The following is a 17,633-nucleotide window of genomic DNA, read 5'->3' on the forward strand; positions in this document are numbered from 1 at the left end:
ATATTTCATAGTGCCTTAAAATCAAATTTATTTTATTCTTTAGTTAAAAATGTAATAAATTTCATTATTTCTTCTTTTTTTTCGGATGATATTGTTTTTTCTTCTTTTAATGCATTTGGTTTGGAATAACAAATAATATAGCATATGGCAGGTAGTAATGTTTCAATTTTAAATTCTTCTAGTTTAAGTAGCAATGCTAGTTTAATGTTTTTATGTAATATTTTAAGTACTCTTGTTCTTAAAATTAATGATTTGACAAAAATGTATGATTTACGATAATTTAATCTGTAAGGACTTATTTCTTGCATTTTTATTATTTCTTGAGGTATTGAAATTTTATCTTTATCGAGGTGTATCATTATTTCTGATATGAATTCAAAATGTTTTTTATCAATATTTGGATAAAAGGATAAAAAATATACAAATATTTGATTTTGAATTTCAAGGTTTTTGTTCTCAAAAAAGTTTTTTATATCTTTTGAGAATTTTGCTTTATCATTTTTATCTGCGTAAATATAAAATGCAATCCATCCGTATGTATCTATTTTTGTTGAGTTGTTTTTTATATAATTTATTACATTTTGTAAAAATATTCTTTTTATATTTTTATTTTGAAATATTTTTGAATTTTTGTATGGATTGAAGTTCATTTTTTCAAAAGATACAAAAAATTCTTCTGCTTTAAATTTTGCTATGATGATATCTTTGATATTTAAACTTAGGTTGAGCAGTTTATGTGTTTCAAGATATTCAATTGCAAAGATGAAATCTTCCCATTCATTTGGTACTTTGTTTTTAAAAAACCATTCTAGATATTGTTTTATTGCAGTTTTTTCGAGTGAAAATAAATAAGTTTTTAAAGTGTTTTGAAAATCTTTAGGGGTATATTTCATAAATTCACTAAAAAAATAGTTGAAATTAGAATTTTTATTTGATCCTTTATAAAAAATTTTATTAAGACTGAAAGTTTTAATTGTTTTTAGGTATTTTAGGATCTCATCATACTTGAGAGTTAAAACTTCATCTATTATGTATTTGTAATGTTTTGTTAAGATTTTATTGAAAAGTGATTTGGATAAACATCCTACTGGCCAGTAGGTTAATATGAGTAATTTTTTTAGTTTTATTACTCTACTTTGTTTTTTTCCTAAACTTGATTTAAATAATCTTTGAAATGATTGATTATATTTTAGTATGCCTTTAATTTTTTCCTTGTTTCTATGTTTTACAGCTATTAATATGTCTATTGTTGGTTCTAGATTTTCTATTTTTAAGTTACTAGAGAAATTTAATATTAATTGTTTATATAATTCTTTTTTTTCTTGTGTGTATTTGCTATTATTTTGTATTTCAATTATTTTTAAAAAGTTGGTGGAATTTAATTTATATGTTATCCCAGATCTTTTACTGATAAGATTTGTTTCTTTTTTTATTTGTAATGAATTTTTTTCTCTAATTATTTCTAGTATCCAATTTTTTATTTTTTTGTCTTGTATTTTTTCATAATAATATTCTTCAAGTGTGATATTGATTTTGTTTTTTTTAAGTTCATAATCTTGACTTATTTTTATAAGATTTTGAATTTCTTCTTCATTGAGCTTGTAAAGTTTTGATAAAATGCTATATTTTAAAATTTTTTCTTCTATGTTTATATTTATATATTTTTTTAATATGCTAAGAGAATTATAAAATTCTTGATATTTTGGTACTATCTTCATTTAGTTCCTTAGTGAATCTTTAATGATTTGTAGTAATTTATCATCACGTTTTGCAATTTTGATTATCGCTTCTAAATATCCCCCAATATCGCCTATATCAAGTCTTTCACCTTCTATTTCTTTGTATAATACTTTGTTCTCAGACATGAGTTTTCTTAAGGCATAAATATGATGATATTCTCCTTTTTGGTGAATTTTAAAACCTTCTTCTAAAAATTTGAAAAATTCATGGGTATATAAGAATCTTCCGATAGATGCTTTGTTGCTTGGTTCTTTTCCAATTTCTGGCTTCTCTACTATGTCTTTGACATGAATATTGTCTTTATTTAATTTTATTACTCCATATCTGTTAATGTCTTTAGGATTTTCAATAACAGATAATATGTTTTTTCCAGTTTTTTTATGCAATTCTATTAATTGTGTTGTTAAGGATGGTGATCCAACATGTAAATCGTCAGGGTATGCGACTATTACATTTTCAGTTCCTATCCAGGGTTTTGCATGCAGTAGAGCATGACCTGTTCCCATCATTTCATTTTGCCTTATAAAGCTAATATTAATGTCTTTAAGTTTGATTTTTTCTAGCAAGTCTTTTTTACATTCTTTGGTAAATACAATTTCGAGTTCAATTTCTCTATCAAAATAATTGTCTAAAACACTTTTTCTTCTTGAAGTTATTATTAGTATTTCTTTGATTCCAGAACTAGTAAATTCTTCAATAATGTAATCAATTGATGGTTTGTTTAAAATTGGCAGCATTTCTTTTGGAATAGTTTTTGTTATGGGTAAGAACCTTGTTCCATATCCCGCAGCTAAAATAATACCTTTCATGTTTTTTCTCTCTTAATTAAAATTATATCAAAATTTAAATTGTAAATATTTAATTTTTTTTGGAAATGATTTAAAATCTATTTTTATGCATGTAAGTGCAGGTAAATATAAGGGATGGAAGGTTGATTTTCCTAAAATAGTTGGTGTGCGTCCTGTGATGGCTATTGTTAGAGAAGCATTTTTTTCCATTTTTTTAAATCAGATTTTAGGATCAAATTTTCTTGATGTATTTGCAGGGACGGGAATAATGTCTCTTGAAGCTCTAAGTAGGGGAGCTAATCTTGCTCATCTTGTTGATTGCAATAAATTTTCTAAAAATGTTTTGATTAAGAATTTTGAAGTTGTGAATGAACCTTACAAATTTTTTTTCAGGAAGGCTGAATTATTTCTTAAAAAGAGTGATCTTTTTTATGATTTTATTTATCTTGATCCGCCTTTTGGATATTCTTTGAAAGAGAATTTACTTAAAGTAATATCAGAAAATGAAAGTTTAAATAAAGATGCAAAAATTATTATTCATTATCCTTCGAGAGAAAATTTGGACAACAATATTTTAAGACTCTATAAATATGATTTTAGAAAGTATGGGGGGTCAAAACTTGATTTTTTTAAAGTTCAGTCTTATGTGTAGGCCCATTAACCTTGCATAGGAGTCAAAAGTTGAAATTCATCACTTTTAAGTTCTTCAATGTTGTGCCTTAATTCAAATTGATCTGTATTTTTGAATGGACTTGTTTTAATGTCTCCATTTTGTCCCTTTGTGATGATTTCTCTAGATTCAAGGTTTAGTAGTATATCTCCAATTTTGTAAGATTTTTCCTTGTGTTTAATAATGGACATAATGGGAAAAATACCTATTGTATACTTCAAAACAACTGCTTTAAATAAAGGTTTATGGCAATCTTTTATATATACATCTACTATTGCTCCATAATCGAATGGTGCAAGGACTTTTAGAAAATTTTTTAGCATTTCTACGTCGAATTTTTTGTTTTTTAAGTATTCTTCTGGGTTATCTTTTGTCCAATAGTATTGTTCACTGTTTTCAGTTAAAAATTTAATAGCTTCTAAGGGATTAACGGGTTCTTTGATTATAATTGGATTAACCATTTCATCATAAGTATCTATTATGCAAAAAATTCTAATAAGCTCATGGGTGAATTTTTTTTTGGTTGTTTCTGCACGATTTTTGATGTTAAGATAGCTTTTTTGTCCATTTATTATCATCTTTGTAATGGCAGAAATATCTTCTCTCATTCGGAATAGATTTTTAGAGATATTAATACTTTTTTCTAAAATTTCTATTTTAGACATATATTTTTCTTTTGTGTTTTTGTCTTTAAGACTGATCTTTTCTCTTATTTTTTGTAATATTGTGATATGCATAAGTCCAATTGGGTGTAATAGTACTCCAAGTGCAGCTTGCAGTATAATGTCATTATCGTAGAAAAATTCTGTGAATTCTGTGTAGTGCGATTTGTCGATAAAGAATTTTGATGTTGATCGTGGAGCATCTTTGGCAGCCCTTTCTTTATTTAATTGTGCAATAGTTGTTAAAAAGTAGATCGTAGTATCAATTGCATGTATCAATATGGAGTCGCCTTCTGTTTTTATTTGTTCCCTGCAAAATTCATAATCTCTTCTAATTGAATGTAGATATAATTTTTTTATTGTTTTTGTATTGTTAAGATTGTTTTTCTCTGTGATTTTTTGGAAATCAAAATGATCATAGATTTTTAGTAATATCTTTTGAATAGATATTATTTTGTGTTTTGGTAAAATCTTAAAACTGCCCTCAATTATTTCCTTAAAGTAGATAGGATCGAGTTCTTTTTCCATTAGTGTATTTAAATTAATTAATGTTTTTCTTCCAGAGATTGTAAACATTTTATCTTTTTCTGAAAATGGTTTATATATATCTTTTAATGCTTCTATTAGCTCTTCCTTTAGGAAATTTATTTCATTGTTTAGAAGTTCTTCATTAATTGTATTTATTAGTTTGTCATGTGGAATATTTTCGTAATTATTGATTACTGGTATGTGTAAAACGTTACCTTTATTTAAAAATGTGATTATTTTTTCGTTTACTCTTGTACTTAATTTGGCCATATTTCCAATATTTGAAAAAATTATATCCTTTTCTGTTAAATCTTCTACTTTTTTTATTTCTTTGAAAATCATTGAGAGCCCTCTTAAAAGCTTTAAGTATTATTGTCTAAGACAATTGAATGCACGAGTCAGGAATTTTATCCTATTCTTTATCAATTGAGATGCAGCTATGCTTATTGTATAATCTTATATAGCCTCTTAACAGCTGATACCTAAAGTTTATCCTTTCTTTTTTTAAGTGGGCTGCATTGTATAGACAAAATCTTTTAACTTATATTGCCACCGAGGAGAATCGAACTCCTGACACAAGGATTTTCAGTCCTCTGCTCTACCAACTGAGCTACAGCGGCTAAAATTTTTGACATTGTAATTTTTTATTAACAGAAGTTATTTTTTCATAAACAAAGTTTTTTGTCAATAAAAAATTATTTGTAATTTTTTGGGTGAGTAATTTTTTTGTCAATTTTACTTATTATCAAACATAGTAAATACTAGTTTTCAGTCTTTGGGACATTATGATAAAGTATATGATAAAGATAATTATATATTTTTATGGTGATAATTATTGTTTTAACTTTTACAGTGTTTTTACTAAAATTTGTTATTTGTGAAATTATCTTTACTTTTTAGTATTTGCTGAAATGGGACACAATACAATCAAGTATTTGTCCCATTTCATAATTTATTTTTTATTATGTAAGTATCTGAAAAAATCCATATTTGTTGAGAATATTTTTCGTTTGTCTTTGAGTGTTGTTTTGTAACTCTCTAGTGCTTGCCAAAATTTGTAAAATTCAACGTTTTTGCTATAAGCCTTTGCATAGATTTGTGCAGCCTCATGATCCCCTTCAGCTTTAATTTTAGCTGCTTCAGCTTTTGCCTCACTTAATAACTTTAGCTTTTCTTTTTCAATGCTACCAAGGATTTCCGTTTGTTCAGCAATTCCTGTACTTCTTTGTTCTTCTGCAATTTGTTGTCTTTCTGAAATCATTCTGTTATGTACAGAATCAATTAAACTTGGATCATAACCAATTTTTCTAATAAGAACGTCAACAATTTCAATACCAATGTCTTTTGTATTTTTGTTAGAAACTTCAATTATTTCATTTTCAATTATTTTGCGACCTTTTGTGATCTTGTAAGTTGTGTTATCTGTAATTTCTTGTGGTGTTAAAACCCCATCAGATAGACGTTGAATTGGATCATTTGAACTTCTGATGATTTCAAGCAAAGGATACTTGGCAATAACACCTCTGACTGCAGGTTCAATGGCTGCATTAATTATTGTAGAAGCTCTATTCATTGTTTTAATTGCTGTATAGAATTGATTAATGTCGACAATTTTCCACCTAGCAGTTGTATCTATCCATATTAATTGTTTTTCTTCTCCTCCTGTTGGAATCCTTTGAGGTTCTCCATCCCATCTAAGTATATTTTTGGGAAATATTTGTACATTTTCAATAAATGGAATTTTATATTTAAGTCCTGCTTTATTTTCAGTTCTTTCAATTTTACCAAGTCTTGTGGTGATTGAAATTTCATTTTCTTTTAAAATATAGAGTGGTTGCATTATAGCTAACGATATTAAGCTAAATATTAATGTAAAAGCTAAAATTTTGGCAATAGAGAATAAAAATTTTAGTATATATTTCATTTTATTTAACCTCCTTAAATGGGAGAAAATTATTTAAGTTTTTGTCAATTATTTCAATGTTGTCTTTACTCTCAAGGATTTCCTTCATTGCTTCGTTGTAGATTCTCTCTCTTGTAATTTCTGGATCTTTAATGTATGCATTTAGGATTGCATTAAAAATGGCGGTCTCAGCTAATGCGGTATTTATTCTGTTTTCCTTATATCCCTTGGCTTCTTCTATCAGTTTGAGGGCTTCTCCTCTGATTTTTGGGATTATTTGATTGAATTTTTTTCTTCCCTCGTTAATGAATTTATTTTTATCCTGAATTGCGATATTAACATCTTCAAATGCCTCATAAACTTTTCCTTTTGGTGGCATAGCATTTCGGATTTGTACTTGAACAATATCAATTCCTAAATCATATGTTTTTATGATTTCATTCATAGAGGCTTTTACTCCTTCTGTGACACCAACTCTATTATCATTAATTATTTCAAAAATAGTATTGTCCCCAATTAATCTGTTCATTGATGATTTTGCAATGTCTGTTATAGTTTTTGCAGGATCTTCTACTTTAAACATAAAAGAATATGGGTCACTGATTTTATATTGTACTAACCATTCAACCTTAATTATATTTAAGTCACCAGTAATAATTATTCCGTCATCTTCGTTCAAGTTAAGTCCTGTGTTATTATTTGTATTAAAACCAAATTTAACTTCTTGTACGATCTTTACTGGTACAATTAATTTTTCTTCAATTAATGGAATTTTTATATGTATGCCTGGTTCAAGTATTCTATTTAACTTGCCAAGACGAAGAACTATAGCTTCATCAGATGGTCCCACCACAAAAATATTTGCAATGGTTATTAGTAATGCGATTACTAATACAATTAGAATTATCATATATTCATATGTTTTGTTGAAAAATTTTAAGATATCATTTAACATTTTGTCTCCTTTTTTTTATACATTTTTACTCCTTTTCAAGTTTTGTAAATGTTATTTTTTTTATTTTATGATTCTGGATTTCCTCTATTAAATATTTTCCATGTTCTGTGCTAACCTGTTCTCCTCCCGTGGGTATTTTATCAAGTAAATCCATTATGTATCCTCCAATTGTGTTTATGTAATCTTTGTGTTGAATTTTTATTCCAATTGTTTCTTCAATCTCATCAAATGTAGTCTCGCCCGATATTAGGTAGATATTTTCATTTTTTTTAGTAATTAGTTGTTTTTGTTCTTCAAAATCATATTCATCAAATATTGCACCAAAGATTTTCTCTACTATGTCTTCTATTGTAAGTATTCCTGCAAATCCTCCATACTCGTCGATAACGATGGCCATTATTTTTTGTTTTTGTCTCATGATATCTAGTATATCTTTTATCCTTTTGTTTTGTTGTACAAAAACGGCAGGTTTTACAAATTTAATAATGTTTTGTTCAAGTTTTTTTTTACTTATTTCAATTAGGTCTTTAGTTATTAAAATTCCTATTATTTGTTCTCTATTTTGGCCTTTATATACAGGAATTCTGGAATATCCTTCTTTTTTAATTAGTTTGATCTTATCTTTTAATTGTGATGTGCTTGAGAGTGAGAATACTTCTGTTCGGTGTGTCATAATCTCAGAAGCCCTAACTTCTCCTATGTTTAGCATTTTTTGCATGAATATTCTGTCATCATTTTCTAAAATTCCTAATTTTTCGGCCAAAAATAACATGTTTTTAATGCTATCTTTAGTCATTTTTTGACTTGCTTTTATTTTACATAGGCTTAGTAAAATTTTAACTATTCCATTAATTACATATATTGCTGGTGTGAATAAGATTGTTAATATTTTGAGTAAGATTGAGGTTGATAAAACTATGCTCTCATTATTTAGAATTGCAATCTGTTTAGGGAATATTTCTGAGCATATAAGCACTATTATTGTTATGATTCCAGTTGATAAAGCAAGTGCATTGTTTCCATATTTGTCGAGGACCAATTTTGTTGTAAGGGCGCTTGCTGTTATGTTGGCAATATTATTCCCAATTAGAATTGTCGTTACAAGCTTTGATGGATTTTGTGCTAAGTTGTATACTATTATTCCTAATTTGCCTTTTTTCTTTATGTCTTGAAGTTGAATTAGACTTAATGATGTGTAGGCTGTCTCTGATGCTGAAAAAATTGCCGATAATATTATGAATATTAATATAATTGTTAATTCTAACATAAGTATTATTTTAATTTATCTTCAAAGCATTTTCTTTAGTTTTATTTGTCTTTGTAAAAAAAATTGCATTGGCTTTTTACTTAAGGATTACAAGGCGCCGACCGGAATCGAACCGGCGAATCAAAGTTTTGCAGACTTCTCCCTTAGCCACTTGGGTACGGCGCCATTTTGAACATTAGTTAGTTTATTAAAAAATATTTAAATTGTAAACAGTATCTTTTATGATTGAATTATTGTGATTGAACTTTTTTAAATATTTTCTTTATATGTTTTTCTATAAAAATAATTTTTATTTTTGTAATATTTATGAATATGTTTATGAATATGAATAAAAAAATGCTTAATAATGTTTTATCTAAGTTAGATAAGGATTTTGTAAAGGAAATTAAAGGGTCCTGTGAAGTAGAAATTTTGGGACTTACATATGATTCAAGATGTGTTTTATCTCATTTTGTATTTTTTGCTCTTCCAGGACTTCATTTTGATGGTCAAAAATTTATTAATTCGGCAATTGAACGAGGTAGTAATGTTATTGTGCATACTAATGATATTGATTTTTATGATCCCAATGTGACATATATTAAAATTGATTCTTGTAATATAAAAAAATTTATGTCAAGATTTGCTCATATTTTTTATAATGAACCTTCAAAAAATCTTAAGATTATTGGCGTTACAGGAACTGATGGTAAAAGTTCTGTTTGTTTTTATATCTATACTCTATTAAAATCTATGGGTGTGAAAGTTGGTTTTATTTCAACGGTATTCTTTGAAGACGGAAGTGGAACTCTAGTTAAGAATCCTTATAGGCAGTCGACTCCAGAGTCAACAGAAATTCATTTAGTTCTTAGTAAAATGGTAGAAAATAATGTTGAATATGCTATTGTTGAATCGACTTCGCATGGCCTTGATGTTAGAACATCAAGATTAATTGATATTGCGTACTCTGTTGCTGTTTTAACTAATGTTAGTCATGAACATCTTGAATTTCATGGTACTATGCAGCATTATTTAGATGCTAAACTTAATCTTTTCTCTTCTGCAGATGCGAATGGTGGTTTTGGTATTGTCAATATGGATGATAAAAATTTTTCTACCTTTTTAGATACTATTAATAGGGCTTATACGTATAGTTTAGAGAATAAAAATGCTGATTTTTTTGTAAGTAAGATTAATGAACAAATGGGTTTTACTGAATTTGAGTTTTATCATAAGAATGTTAAATATGATGCTAGAGTTAATTTGACTGGCAGTTTCAATGTTGAAAATGTTATGGCTGCTTTAATTGTTGTTAGTCAAGTTATTAACGTTGATGTGTCAGAACTTATTGATAAGCTTGTAAATATTGAGGGTCTTTTTGGACGAATGCAAAGTGTTGATTTTGGGCAGGATTTTTCTTTAATTATTGATTATGCGCATACACCCGGAGCTTTTCTTAAAATTTTTCCTGTCTTTAAAAGACTTTCAAAAAATAGATTGATTTCTGTTTTTGGTTCTGCTGGAGAGAGAGATCTTCTTAAGAGAAAGTTGCAAGGAGAAATAGCAGATAGATATTCAGATATAATAATACTTTGTGATGAAGATCCAAGAGGTGAGGATAGTATGCAAATAATTGGAGATATTGCGGAAGGAATTTCAGGAAAGACTTTAAATAAAGATTTATTTTTTATTCCTGATCGAAAAAGTGCAATTGAAAAGGCAATAAATATTGCACATACTGACGATTTGGTGGTTACTCTTGGAAAGGGGCATGAAAACTCAATAATATATAAAGATCGAAGTATATTTTGGGATGAGCAAGCTGTTGTTAAAGATATAATTTCGAGAAATAGGAGTTGATTTGATGAAAAAAAATCTTATGTTAATATTTGGAGGAGTTTCTTTCGAGCATGAAATTTCTCTTAGATCTGCTTGTGGAATTTATTCAGCTCTTATGAAGCTTGATAAATATAATGTGTTTCCAAGTTTTATTGATAAAATTACTGGGATTTGGTACTTATTAGATTCTGTTCCCGATGATCCTAAATTAATTAAAAAAGATAGTTCTGCTATTATTAGTTTAATTCCTGGTTATGGAATATTTATGAATAATAAGGATCTTAAAATTGATGTTGTGTTTCCTATTGTTCATGGGAGAACAGGTGAAGATGGTGCTATTCAGGGATTTTTAAAAATTATGGATATTCCTTGTGTTGGTTCTGGAATTTTAGGAAGTGCTATTTCTATTAATAAGTATTTCTGTAAGCTTTTGCTTAAAAGTTTTAATATTCCTTTAGTGCCCTTTATTGGGTTTAAGAAATATGATTATCTTTTAGATAAAGAGGGCATCAAAAAAGACATAAAGCAAAGTTTAGATTATCCTGTCATTGTTAAACCGGCTATGCTAGGTTCTTCAATTGGAATAAGTATTGCATATAATGATACTCAGATTGAAAAATGTATTGAAGAGGCTTTTGTGTATGATTTAACAGTTGTTATAGAGAAGTTTATGAAGGCAAAGGAGATTGAATGTGCTGTTATTGGAAATGAGCAGATTAAAATATTTACTCCTGGTGAAATTATTATACGGGATTTTGTATTTTATGATTATGATGCTAAATATTCCACTGCTCCTGGGAACTCAGTTGTCTTTAATATTCCTGCTCATCTTGATACCAAACATTTGTTAGACATTAAAGAATATGCATTTTTTACTTATAAATGTTTGGAGCTTAGGGGTATGGCAAGGATTGATTTTTTGATAGAAAAAGATACTGACTTAGTTTATGTTAATGAAATAAATACAATTCCAGGATTTACAGATATTTCTATGTTTTCTAAGATGTGTGAACATGATGGTCTTGATTATGGAGCTTTGATTGATAAATTGATAGCTTTAGCTTTTCAAAGTTATGCAAAGAGGAAGGAGAGGATTGATTTTAACCGTCTGAAAAACTAATTTAGTTTCAAATTTTTTAAATTTTCAATTTCCTTGTCATTTTGAAGTTTAAAAAAGGGATTTTGATTGTATTTTGCAGATTTTGGAAGTATTCCAGAATACTTTATTGTGTATGAATAGTCTATATTAATGTTTTTAACTTCTTTTTTGGTTTTTTGATCGTATATTTTGACGTAGTTTTTATTGATGTCAGAGTAAGCAAAAACATCATATTTAATTTTTTCTTGAGATTTAACCGTAAAAGTTATATTTGTTGTATTTGATTTAATATTGTTTATTGTAAATATTATATTGTTGGATGCTATTTTATATGGTGTATTGCTTTGGTATATGATAAGTTCAGATGCATTTTTTAAAAATAGATTAATTTGTTTTGTAACCTTATTTGTGGTAATTTTAATGTCATAGATAGTTCTCTCAGCTATATCTATTTTTTGAAAAAATAAATCTATTAAGTTTTCTTGTGTTTGAATTTCCTTTTCTGTGTATTTTTTATTTTTTTCTAAGCTTAAATTAAAATCTTTTGTTGAAATTTGAATTGTATTTCTGTTGTCTTGTAGGTATTCTACTCTAATTTTGTTAGTTTTTTCTGGAAAGCTTATTATTTGATCTATTTTTATTGTTGAAATTTTTTCTATGTCGTGTGATATTATGGTAATGGCGATTATTAGAAAAAGAATGATAGATTCAATCTTTTCAAATTTTGTAAATTCTTGTCTTATTGTCTCAGTTTTATATTTTAAATGTTCTACGATGTTGGTAAGTATTGCAGAGAAAAGTGAAATTGATATGAAATAGCTTAGTGCAACTGGTTTTGTCGTCATTAAGGTTGTTTGTATTGACGTTATTAGTATGAGATTTGTTATCCAAATAAGCATTATTACTATCTTTTTTAGAATTTTTGTCTTGTTAGGAATGCTTAATATTAGTATATTTTTTAAAATTATGATTAAAATAAATTCTATTTTGATATATAACATTATGATAAGTTCAATTATAGAGATTGATATTGCTAAATATTTAAGTTCTTTAAGGCTTAAATGTATTTTAAAGTTATATGTGAAATAAGATATAAGATTGAAGTTAAATAATGTTAGAAAAAAATTTACTAGATATATTGGATTTATAATCTTATAGTCTATGAAATTTTCATATGCTGTTAACATTTTATTTGTGATTAGAGTAGAGATATATGTACTTAGGAATAATATGAAAAATAGTTTTATAATTTTATGGTAATTTTCTTTCGTTTTTCTAAGTATGATACTAGTTTTTTTAAATTTTGTAATGAACACTAATATAATGAAATTGCAAATAGCATATATTATTATAATAAGTGTATTTTCATTGATTATCCACTTTTTAAATGGCATATTTATAATGATATAGTGTAGTTCATTTTCACTTTGATTATTTTTTTTAGTTTTGACTGTCTCTTCAATTGATTTATAAATGTCACAAAGATTATTATTTTTTACATGTTTTAAGAGTGAGTATTCTTTATTGTTGCTTATTATTAAAATTGGAATTTCTTCTTTTAAATACAAATTGTATATTCCATTGATATGTTTGTCATTTATTTTTGATACGTTAAAGTTTACTTTATTATTTTCAAATGTTTGTATAAAATTTTCTAAAAAACTTAGACTTGTTTTTGAATTTATTATGTTTGATTGATTTTTAAACTCTATTAGGTTATTTTCTTTGTCTTCATTTAGCATTAAATATATTGTGTTTATATTTTTGTCAAGTGCATTATTATTTAATAACAATCTACTGCTTATTGTTGATATTTGTTTATGTGAGTCGTCTTCTATAAAATAAATGTTTAGGTTATTCTTTATCTCTTTGTTCTTGAAATTATTTATTAGTGTTATTACAATAGCAATTGCTAAGTTGTTTTTTAGAGCATATTGTGCTTCTATTGGGACAATGATATTATAGTTAGTTTTTTCTGTGCCTTTTATTTTCACGTGAATTGTTTTTTGCGAGTATCCAATAAATCCAATTTCTTGGAGTGAGTGTTCTTTGTGGTAAATCTTATTTTCTAGAAAATATTTTTTTATGTAATCATAGATATTTTCTATTCGTTTTATCTTTTCTAAAGATCTGTTTAGTTCATTAATTTTTGTGATATGTTTTCTTATTTGTTTGCCACATTGTTCTATTTCGTCTGCGTTTATTATTTTATGTAAAATAAATGTTTGTATTAGGATTAAGAGTAATGTCTTAATTATCATAATTTTTTATGTCTTCTTCTACTTGCATTATTTGGAGAACGTTAGGATTTTCTTTAAGTGAAGTAAAAATCATTGATACGTTTTTTGCATTTGATGAGATAATTATGTTAATTATTCCATGTCCATTTCCGCAGTCTTCTATTTTTTCACTAATAAGTCTTACGTCGAAAGTTGTAAAAAGATTATCTAAATAATTAAAAAGACCTTTTAAATTTTTTAAGAATATTATGATATGATATACTTTCCTTGTTGGTGTTGCTTCCCATTCTACTTCTACAAGGTGGCTTTTTTTCTGATGTGCAATTTCTCTACAATGTTCTTTGTGAACTACTATTGTATCTTTTTGTATTATCCCAATGATATCTTCACCTGTTAGTGGGTTACAGTCAGAGGCTATTGTAATACTTTTTATTTTGGATTTCGTTAGAGCTTTAAACAAGCTGAAGAGTCTTTTTTGTTCCTTATTTTCTCCAATAAGGTATGCAATTATGTTATTATCTACAAATATTGTATTGTCATTTTTGTTAAGCCAAGATCTAATTTTTGAGCGTGCTTTTTTTGTTCTAACACTGTTAAGCCAAATTACATCAGGTTTTGCCTCTGGAGAGGTAAATATTTCAACAATTTGTTCATTTTTTAATGGTTTGGTTAGTGAGCTAATTTTACCATTAATTTTTGCATAAAGTGCTTGATCCCCAATATCTGTATGTATTGTGTATGCGAAGTCAATTGAGTTTGAGCCAAATGGAAGTTCTACTATTTCTCCTTCTGGTGTATAGACATATATAAATGTGTTTAAAAGTTCTTTGTGTATGTCATGCATTGAGTATTGATTTTTGTTAACCGATTCTTGTTGCCATTTTTTGATTCGGTTGATAAATGATATATCATCAGCTTTTAATTCGACTTGTTCTTTGTAAAGCCAGTGAGCAGCAACACCATATTTAGCAATTTTATCCATTTCTTCTGTTCTAATTTGTATTTCTATCAATTGATTATCTTCAGGTATTCTTACAGTGGTATGTAGAGATTGGTATTTGTTTTCTTTAGGGATTGCTATGTAATCTTTTAGTCTTCCAGGTATTGGTTTCCAAACTTTATGTACAATTTCTAGTATTTCATAGCATTCTTTTTGTTGTTTACAAATTATTCTTATTCCCAGGGTATCAAAGATTTGAGAAATATTATTATTTCTTGTTTTCATTTTTCTAAATATTGAGTAAAAGTGTTTTGAACGTACTGTGATTGTGACATCGATGCCAATTTTTTTAAGTTCTTTCTCTATTATTAGTTTTCCCTTATATAATTTTTTTTCTCTTTCTATTTTTGTTGCGGATAAAAAATTTTTGATTTCTTTATATTCTTTTGGATGAAGATATTTTAATGATAAATCTTCAAGATATATTTTAAGTGATGAGATACCAAGTCTTTCTGCAATTGGTACATAAGTAGCAAGACAGTCTTTTGCAATTCTCTCCCTCCTATTTTTAGGTAAGTGAGAAAGAGTTGCCATATTATGTAATTTGTCTGCAAGCTTGATGATTATTATTCTAATATCATGAGTCATTGCGAAAAACATTTTTGAAATGGTATTTGCTTCTTTGATTGCTCTTGTTTTATTGTGTAGGTCGTGAATTTTGGTTACCCCATCAATTAGACTTAAAATTTCTTGATCAAATTCTTTAATTATTTCTTCCTTTTTAACACTTGTGTCTTCAAGAACATCGTGTAGTAGCCCAGCTATTATTGTTTTAAAGTCTAGTTGAAATTTTATAAGAAATAGTGAAACCATTATTGGATGTATGACATATGGTTCTTTACTTTCTCTATATTGTCCATAGTGTAATTGTTCTGATATTTCAAGAGCTTTAAATATTAATTTTTTTTGAATCTCATCTTGATAGATATTATTGACAGTTTTTCTAAAAATGTTTTTTAGTTTATCAATATCATTTATTTTAAGTAAGTATGCAATTTCATAGACTTGTATCATTCTTTATCCTTAAGACCAATGCTCTTTCTCTGCTTTCAATGTCATATATAGTTTTTAAATACTCAAACCCTTTCTGAATTGCAAAATTTTTTAAAGGTTTTGTTTGCCAAGGAGCCATTTCTATTATTAAGAGTCCATTTTTGGTAAGCTTGTGTTTTGCCTGTCTTATTATTTTTTTTGGAATTTCAAGCCCGTCTTTTCCAAACCCTAAAAGAGCCGCTCTTGGTTCTTTTGTTAATTTTTCCTTTGTTTTTAGTTCATCTTTATTTAAATAAGGAGGATTTGTGATTATTAGCTCAAACTCTTTACTTATGTATTTTAACAGATCTGAATGTTGTATTTCTATATAATTTTCTAATTTTAGTTTTTGTGTGTTTTTTAATGATACTTTTAATGCTTTATTTGAAATATCCGATAGTGTTACTTTGCACTTAATATAATGTGCAATTGTTAAGCCAATGCATCCACTTCCGCAACATAAATCTAAAATTTTATTTAAGTTGTGCTTTTTAATTTGAATTAAAGCTTCTTCTACTAAACATTCTGTATCTTCTCTAGGAATTAGTACATGTTTGTTTATATAGAACTCAATACCCATAAATTCTTTTGTTTTAAGTATATAGTTTATGGGTGTGCCTGATCTTATTCTGTTTATTTGACACAATAATTTATGTTTTTCTTGTTTTGTTAAATTTTTATTTATATTTGCAAGAATTAATTCTTTTCTACTCTTTAAGATTTTTTCAAGTAGTAATAAAATCTCAAGAGTATTTAAATTATATTGTTTTGAATTTTTTATTGCTTCGTTTATTGTCATTGAAATAAATTATAATGAGTTATCTTTTAGTGCTTGTTCTTGTAATTTTAGGGCTAGTGTGTCGAGAAGAAGATCAAGTTCTCCCTGCATAATGTCTTCTAGTTTATAAAGACTAATATTTGCTCTATGTTCTGTTACTCTATTTTGTGGAAAATTGTATGTTCTAATTCTTTCAGATCTATCGCCTGAACCTACTTGTTGCTTTCTGTCATTTGAGCGTTGTTCTTGTTTTTTGAGGTCTTCAAATTTATAAAGCCTTGCTCTTAATATTTTCATAGCCTGATCTTTGTTTTTGTGCTGACTTCTTTCATTTTGACATTGTACTACAATTCCTGTAGGCAAATGTGTAATTCTAACGGCAGAGTCTGTTGTGTTTACATGTTGTCCTCCAGCACCAGAAGATCTGTAAACATCTATTCTTAAATCTTTTTCGTTGATTTCAATGTCGGTTTCTTCAACTTCAGGTAGTACAGCAACGGTTGCTGCTGAGGTTTGAAGTCTTCCATTGGATTCTGTTATAGGAACTCTTTGCACCCTGTGTACCCCGCTTTCATGTTTCAATTTTTTAAATACCTCTTTACCTTTTATTTCAAAACTTACTTCTTTAAATCCACCAAGTTCTGTTTCATTAAAGTTAATAAGCTCTGTTTTCCATTTTTTTTTCTCAGAATATTTTATGTACATTTCGTAAAGATTATGTGCAAAAAGTGCAGCTTCTTCTCCCCCTGTTCCAGCTCTAATTTCAATAATTGTATTTTTACTGTCATTTTCATCTTGGTTCAAGAGTAATATTTTGATTGTATTTTCAACTTCGTCTTTTTTGAGATTTAGATGAGCTAATTCTTGTTTTATTAATTCTTTCATTTCTAAATTTTCTTCTTCGGACAAAATTTTTTGATTCACATCGATTTGGCTTATTATGTTTTCATATTCATCTTTTTTTTCTTTGATTTTTTCTAAATAGTTATATTCTTTTATTACTTTTGCATATTCTTTTTGGTTTTTAATTAAATTTGTATCTTGTAATTTTTCTTCAAGTATTTTTATTTTGCTTTCGATGGGATTTAATTTTTCTAAAAACATCTTAATTTTCTCCTAATAAAGTAGTATTATTTTATACTACTTTTGAGTT

13 protein-coding genes and 2 tRNA genes are annotated in these 17,633 nt (G+C 27.0%); 3 read left to right on the forward strand and 12 right to left on the reverse strand.

From position 1 onward, the window contains the following. Positions 1-32: 32 nt before the first annotated feature. Positions 33-1,718: a BB_0208 family protein gene (locus R5397_RS03380; protein ID WP_421622894.1), complete on the reverse strand. Its 1,686-nt coding sequence runs from the start codon at positions 1,716-1,718 to the stop codon at positions 33-35. After that, positions 1,719-2,549: a UTP--glucose-1-phosphate uridylyltransferase gene (locus R5397_RS03385; RefSeq protein ID WP_421622895.1), complete on the reverse strand. Its 831-nt coding sequence runs from the start codon at positions 2,547-2,549 to the stop codon at positions 1,719-1,721. It lies immediately after the preceding gene. Positions 2,550-2,634: 85 nt separating this feature from the next. Between R5397_RS03385 and rsmD the strand changes: the two genes are divergently transcribed. Next, complete coding sequence (rsmD, locus tag R5397_RS03390; protein WP_421622896.1) at positions 2,635-3,180, forward strand: 16S rRNA (guanine(966)-N(2))-methyltransferase RsmD; 546 nt, start codon at positions 2,635-2,637, stop codon at positions 3,178-3,180. A gap of 5 nt (positions 3,181-3,185) precedes the next feature. Here the strand turns inward: rsmD and R5397_RS03395 are convergent, their stop codons facing one another. The 6 genes from R5397_RS03395 to R5397_RS03420 all read right to left on the reverse strand — a co-directional run bounded on the left by R5397_RS03395 (position 3,186) and on the right by R5397_RS03420 (position 8,678). Beyond that, positions 3,186-4,730 carry a hypothetical protein gene (locus R5397_RS03395; RefSeq protein WP_421622897.1) on the reverse strand — a complete coding sequence of 515 codons (1,545 nt, stop codon included), beginning with the start codon at positions 4,728-4,730 and terminating at the stop codon, positions 3,186-3,188. A gap of 205 nt (positions 4,731-4,935) precedes the next feature. Further along, positions 4,936-5,008: transfer RNA gene (locus R5397_RS03400), tRNA-Phe, on the reverse strand. Positions 5,009-5,340: 332 nt separating this feature from the next. Then, positions 5,341-6,312: a protease modulator HflC gene (gene hflC, locus R5397_RS03405; RefSeq protein WP_421622898.1), complete on the reverse strand. Its 972-nt coding sequence runs from the start codon at positions 6,310-6,312 to the stop codon at positions 5,341-5,343. 1 nt (position 6,313) lies between these two features. Continuing rightward, positions 6,314-7,246, reverse strand: coding sequence for an FtsH protease activity modulator HflK (gene hflK, locus R5397_RS03410; protein ID WP_247065388.1), 933 nt, complete (start codon positions 7,244-7,246; stop codon positions 6,314-6,316). Positions 7,247-7,271: 25 nt separating this feature from the next. Next, positions 7,272-8,513 (reverse strand): hemolysin family protein, encoded by a 1,242-nt coding sequence (locus R5397_RS03415; protein ID WP_247065387.1) that lies wholly within the window; start codon positions 8,511-8,513, stop codon positions 7,272-7,274. Positions 8,514-8,605: 92 nt separating this feature from the next. Continuing rightward, positions 8,606-8,678: transfer RNA gene (locus R5397_RS03420), tRNA-Cys, on the reverse strand. A 159-nt stretch (positions 8,679-8,837) separates the two neighbouring features. Here R5397_RS03420 and R5397_RS03425 point away from each other — a divergent pair. Together R5397_RS03425 and R5397_RS03430 are read left to right on the forward strand one after the other, a co-directional pair. Further along, complete coding sequence (locus R5397_RS03425; RefSeq protein WP_421623064.1) at positions 8,838-10,352, forward strand: UDP-N-acetylmuramoyl-L-alanyl-D-glutamate--2,6-diaminopimelate ligase; 1,515 nt, start codon at positions 8,838-8,840, stop codon at positions 10,350-10,352. Between the two features lies 1 nt (position 10,353). Then, positions 10,354-11,451: a D-alanine--D-alanine ligase gene (locus tag R5397_RS03430; RefSeq protein ID WP_421622899.1), complete on the forward strand. Its 1,098-nt coding sequence runs from the start codon at positions 10,354-10,356 to the stop codon at positions 11,449-11,451. On the opposite strand, the gene R5397_RS03435 is transcribed toward R5397_RS03430, so the two are convergent. From R5397_RS03435 to prfA, 4 genes are read right to left on the reverse strand one after another with little or no spacing between them, the layout of a single operon-like run. Beyond that, positions 11,448-13,691, reverse strand: a complete 2,244-nt coding sequence (locus R5397_RS03435) for a hypothetical protein (RefSeq protein WP_421622900.1) — start codon at positions 13,689-13,691, stop codon at positions 11,448-11,450. The two genes, R5397_RS03430 and R5397_RS03435, sit on opposite strands and share 4 nt — an antisense overlap. Beyond that, on the reverse strand, positions 13,681-15,684 hold the full coding sequence (locus R5397_RS03440; RefSeq protein ID WP_421622901.1) for a RelA/SpoT family protein: 2,004 nt from the start codon (positions 15,682-15,684) through the stop codon (positions 13,681-13,683). The genes R5397_RS03435 and R5397_RS03440 overlap by 11 nt, the downstream gene beginning before the upstream one ends. Next, positions 15,668-16,501 carry a peptide chain release factor N(5)-glutamine methyltransferase gene (prmC, locus tag R5397_RS03445; protein ID WP_421622902.1) on the reverse strand — a complete coding sequence of 278 codons (834 nt, stop codon included), beginning with the start codon at positions 16,499-16,501 and terminating at the stop codon, positions 15,668-15,670. Before prmC ends, R5397_RS03440 begins: the two co-directional genes overlap by 17 nt. Positions 16,502-16,510: 9 nt before the next feature. After that, complete coding sequence (gene prfA / locus R5397_RS03450) at positions 16,511-17,584, reverse strand: peptide chain release factor 1 (RefSeq protein ID WP_247065382.1); 1,074 nt, start codon at positions 17,582-17,584, stop codon at positions 16,511-16,513. Between the last annotated feature and the right edge of the window lie 49 nt (positions 17,585-17,633).

The sequence above is a fragment of the Borrelia sp. MN22-0132 genome (assembly GCF_049201035.1).
GTDB lineage: Bacteria > Spirochaetota > Spirochaetia > Borreliales > Borreliaceae > Borrelia > Borrelia puertoricensis.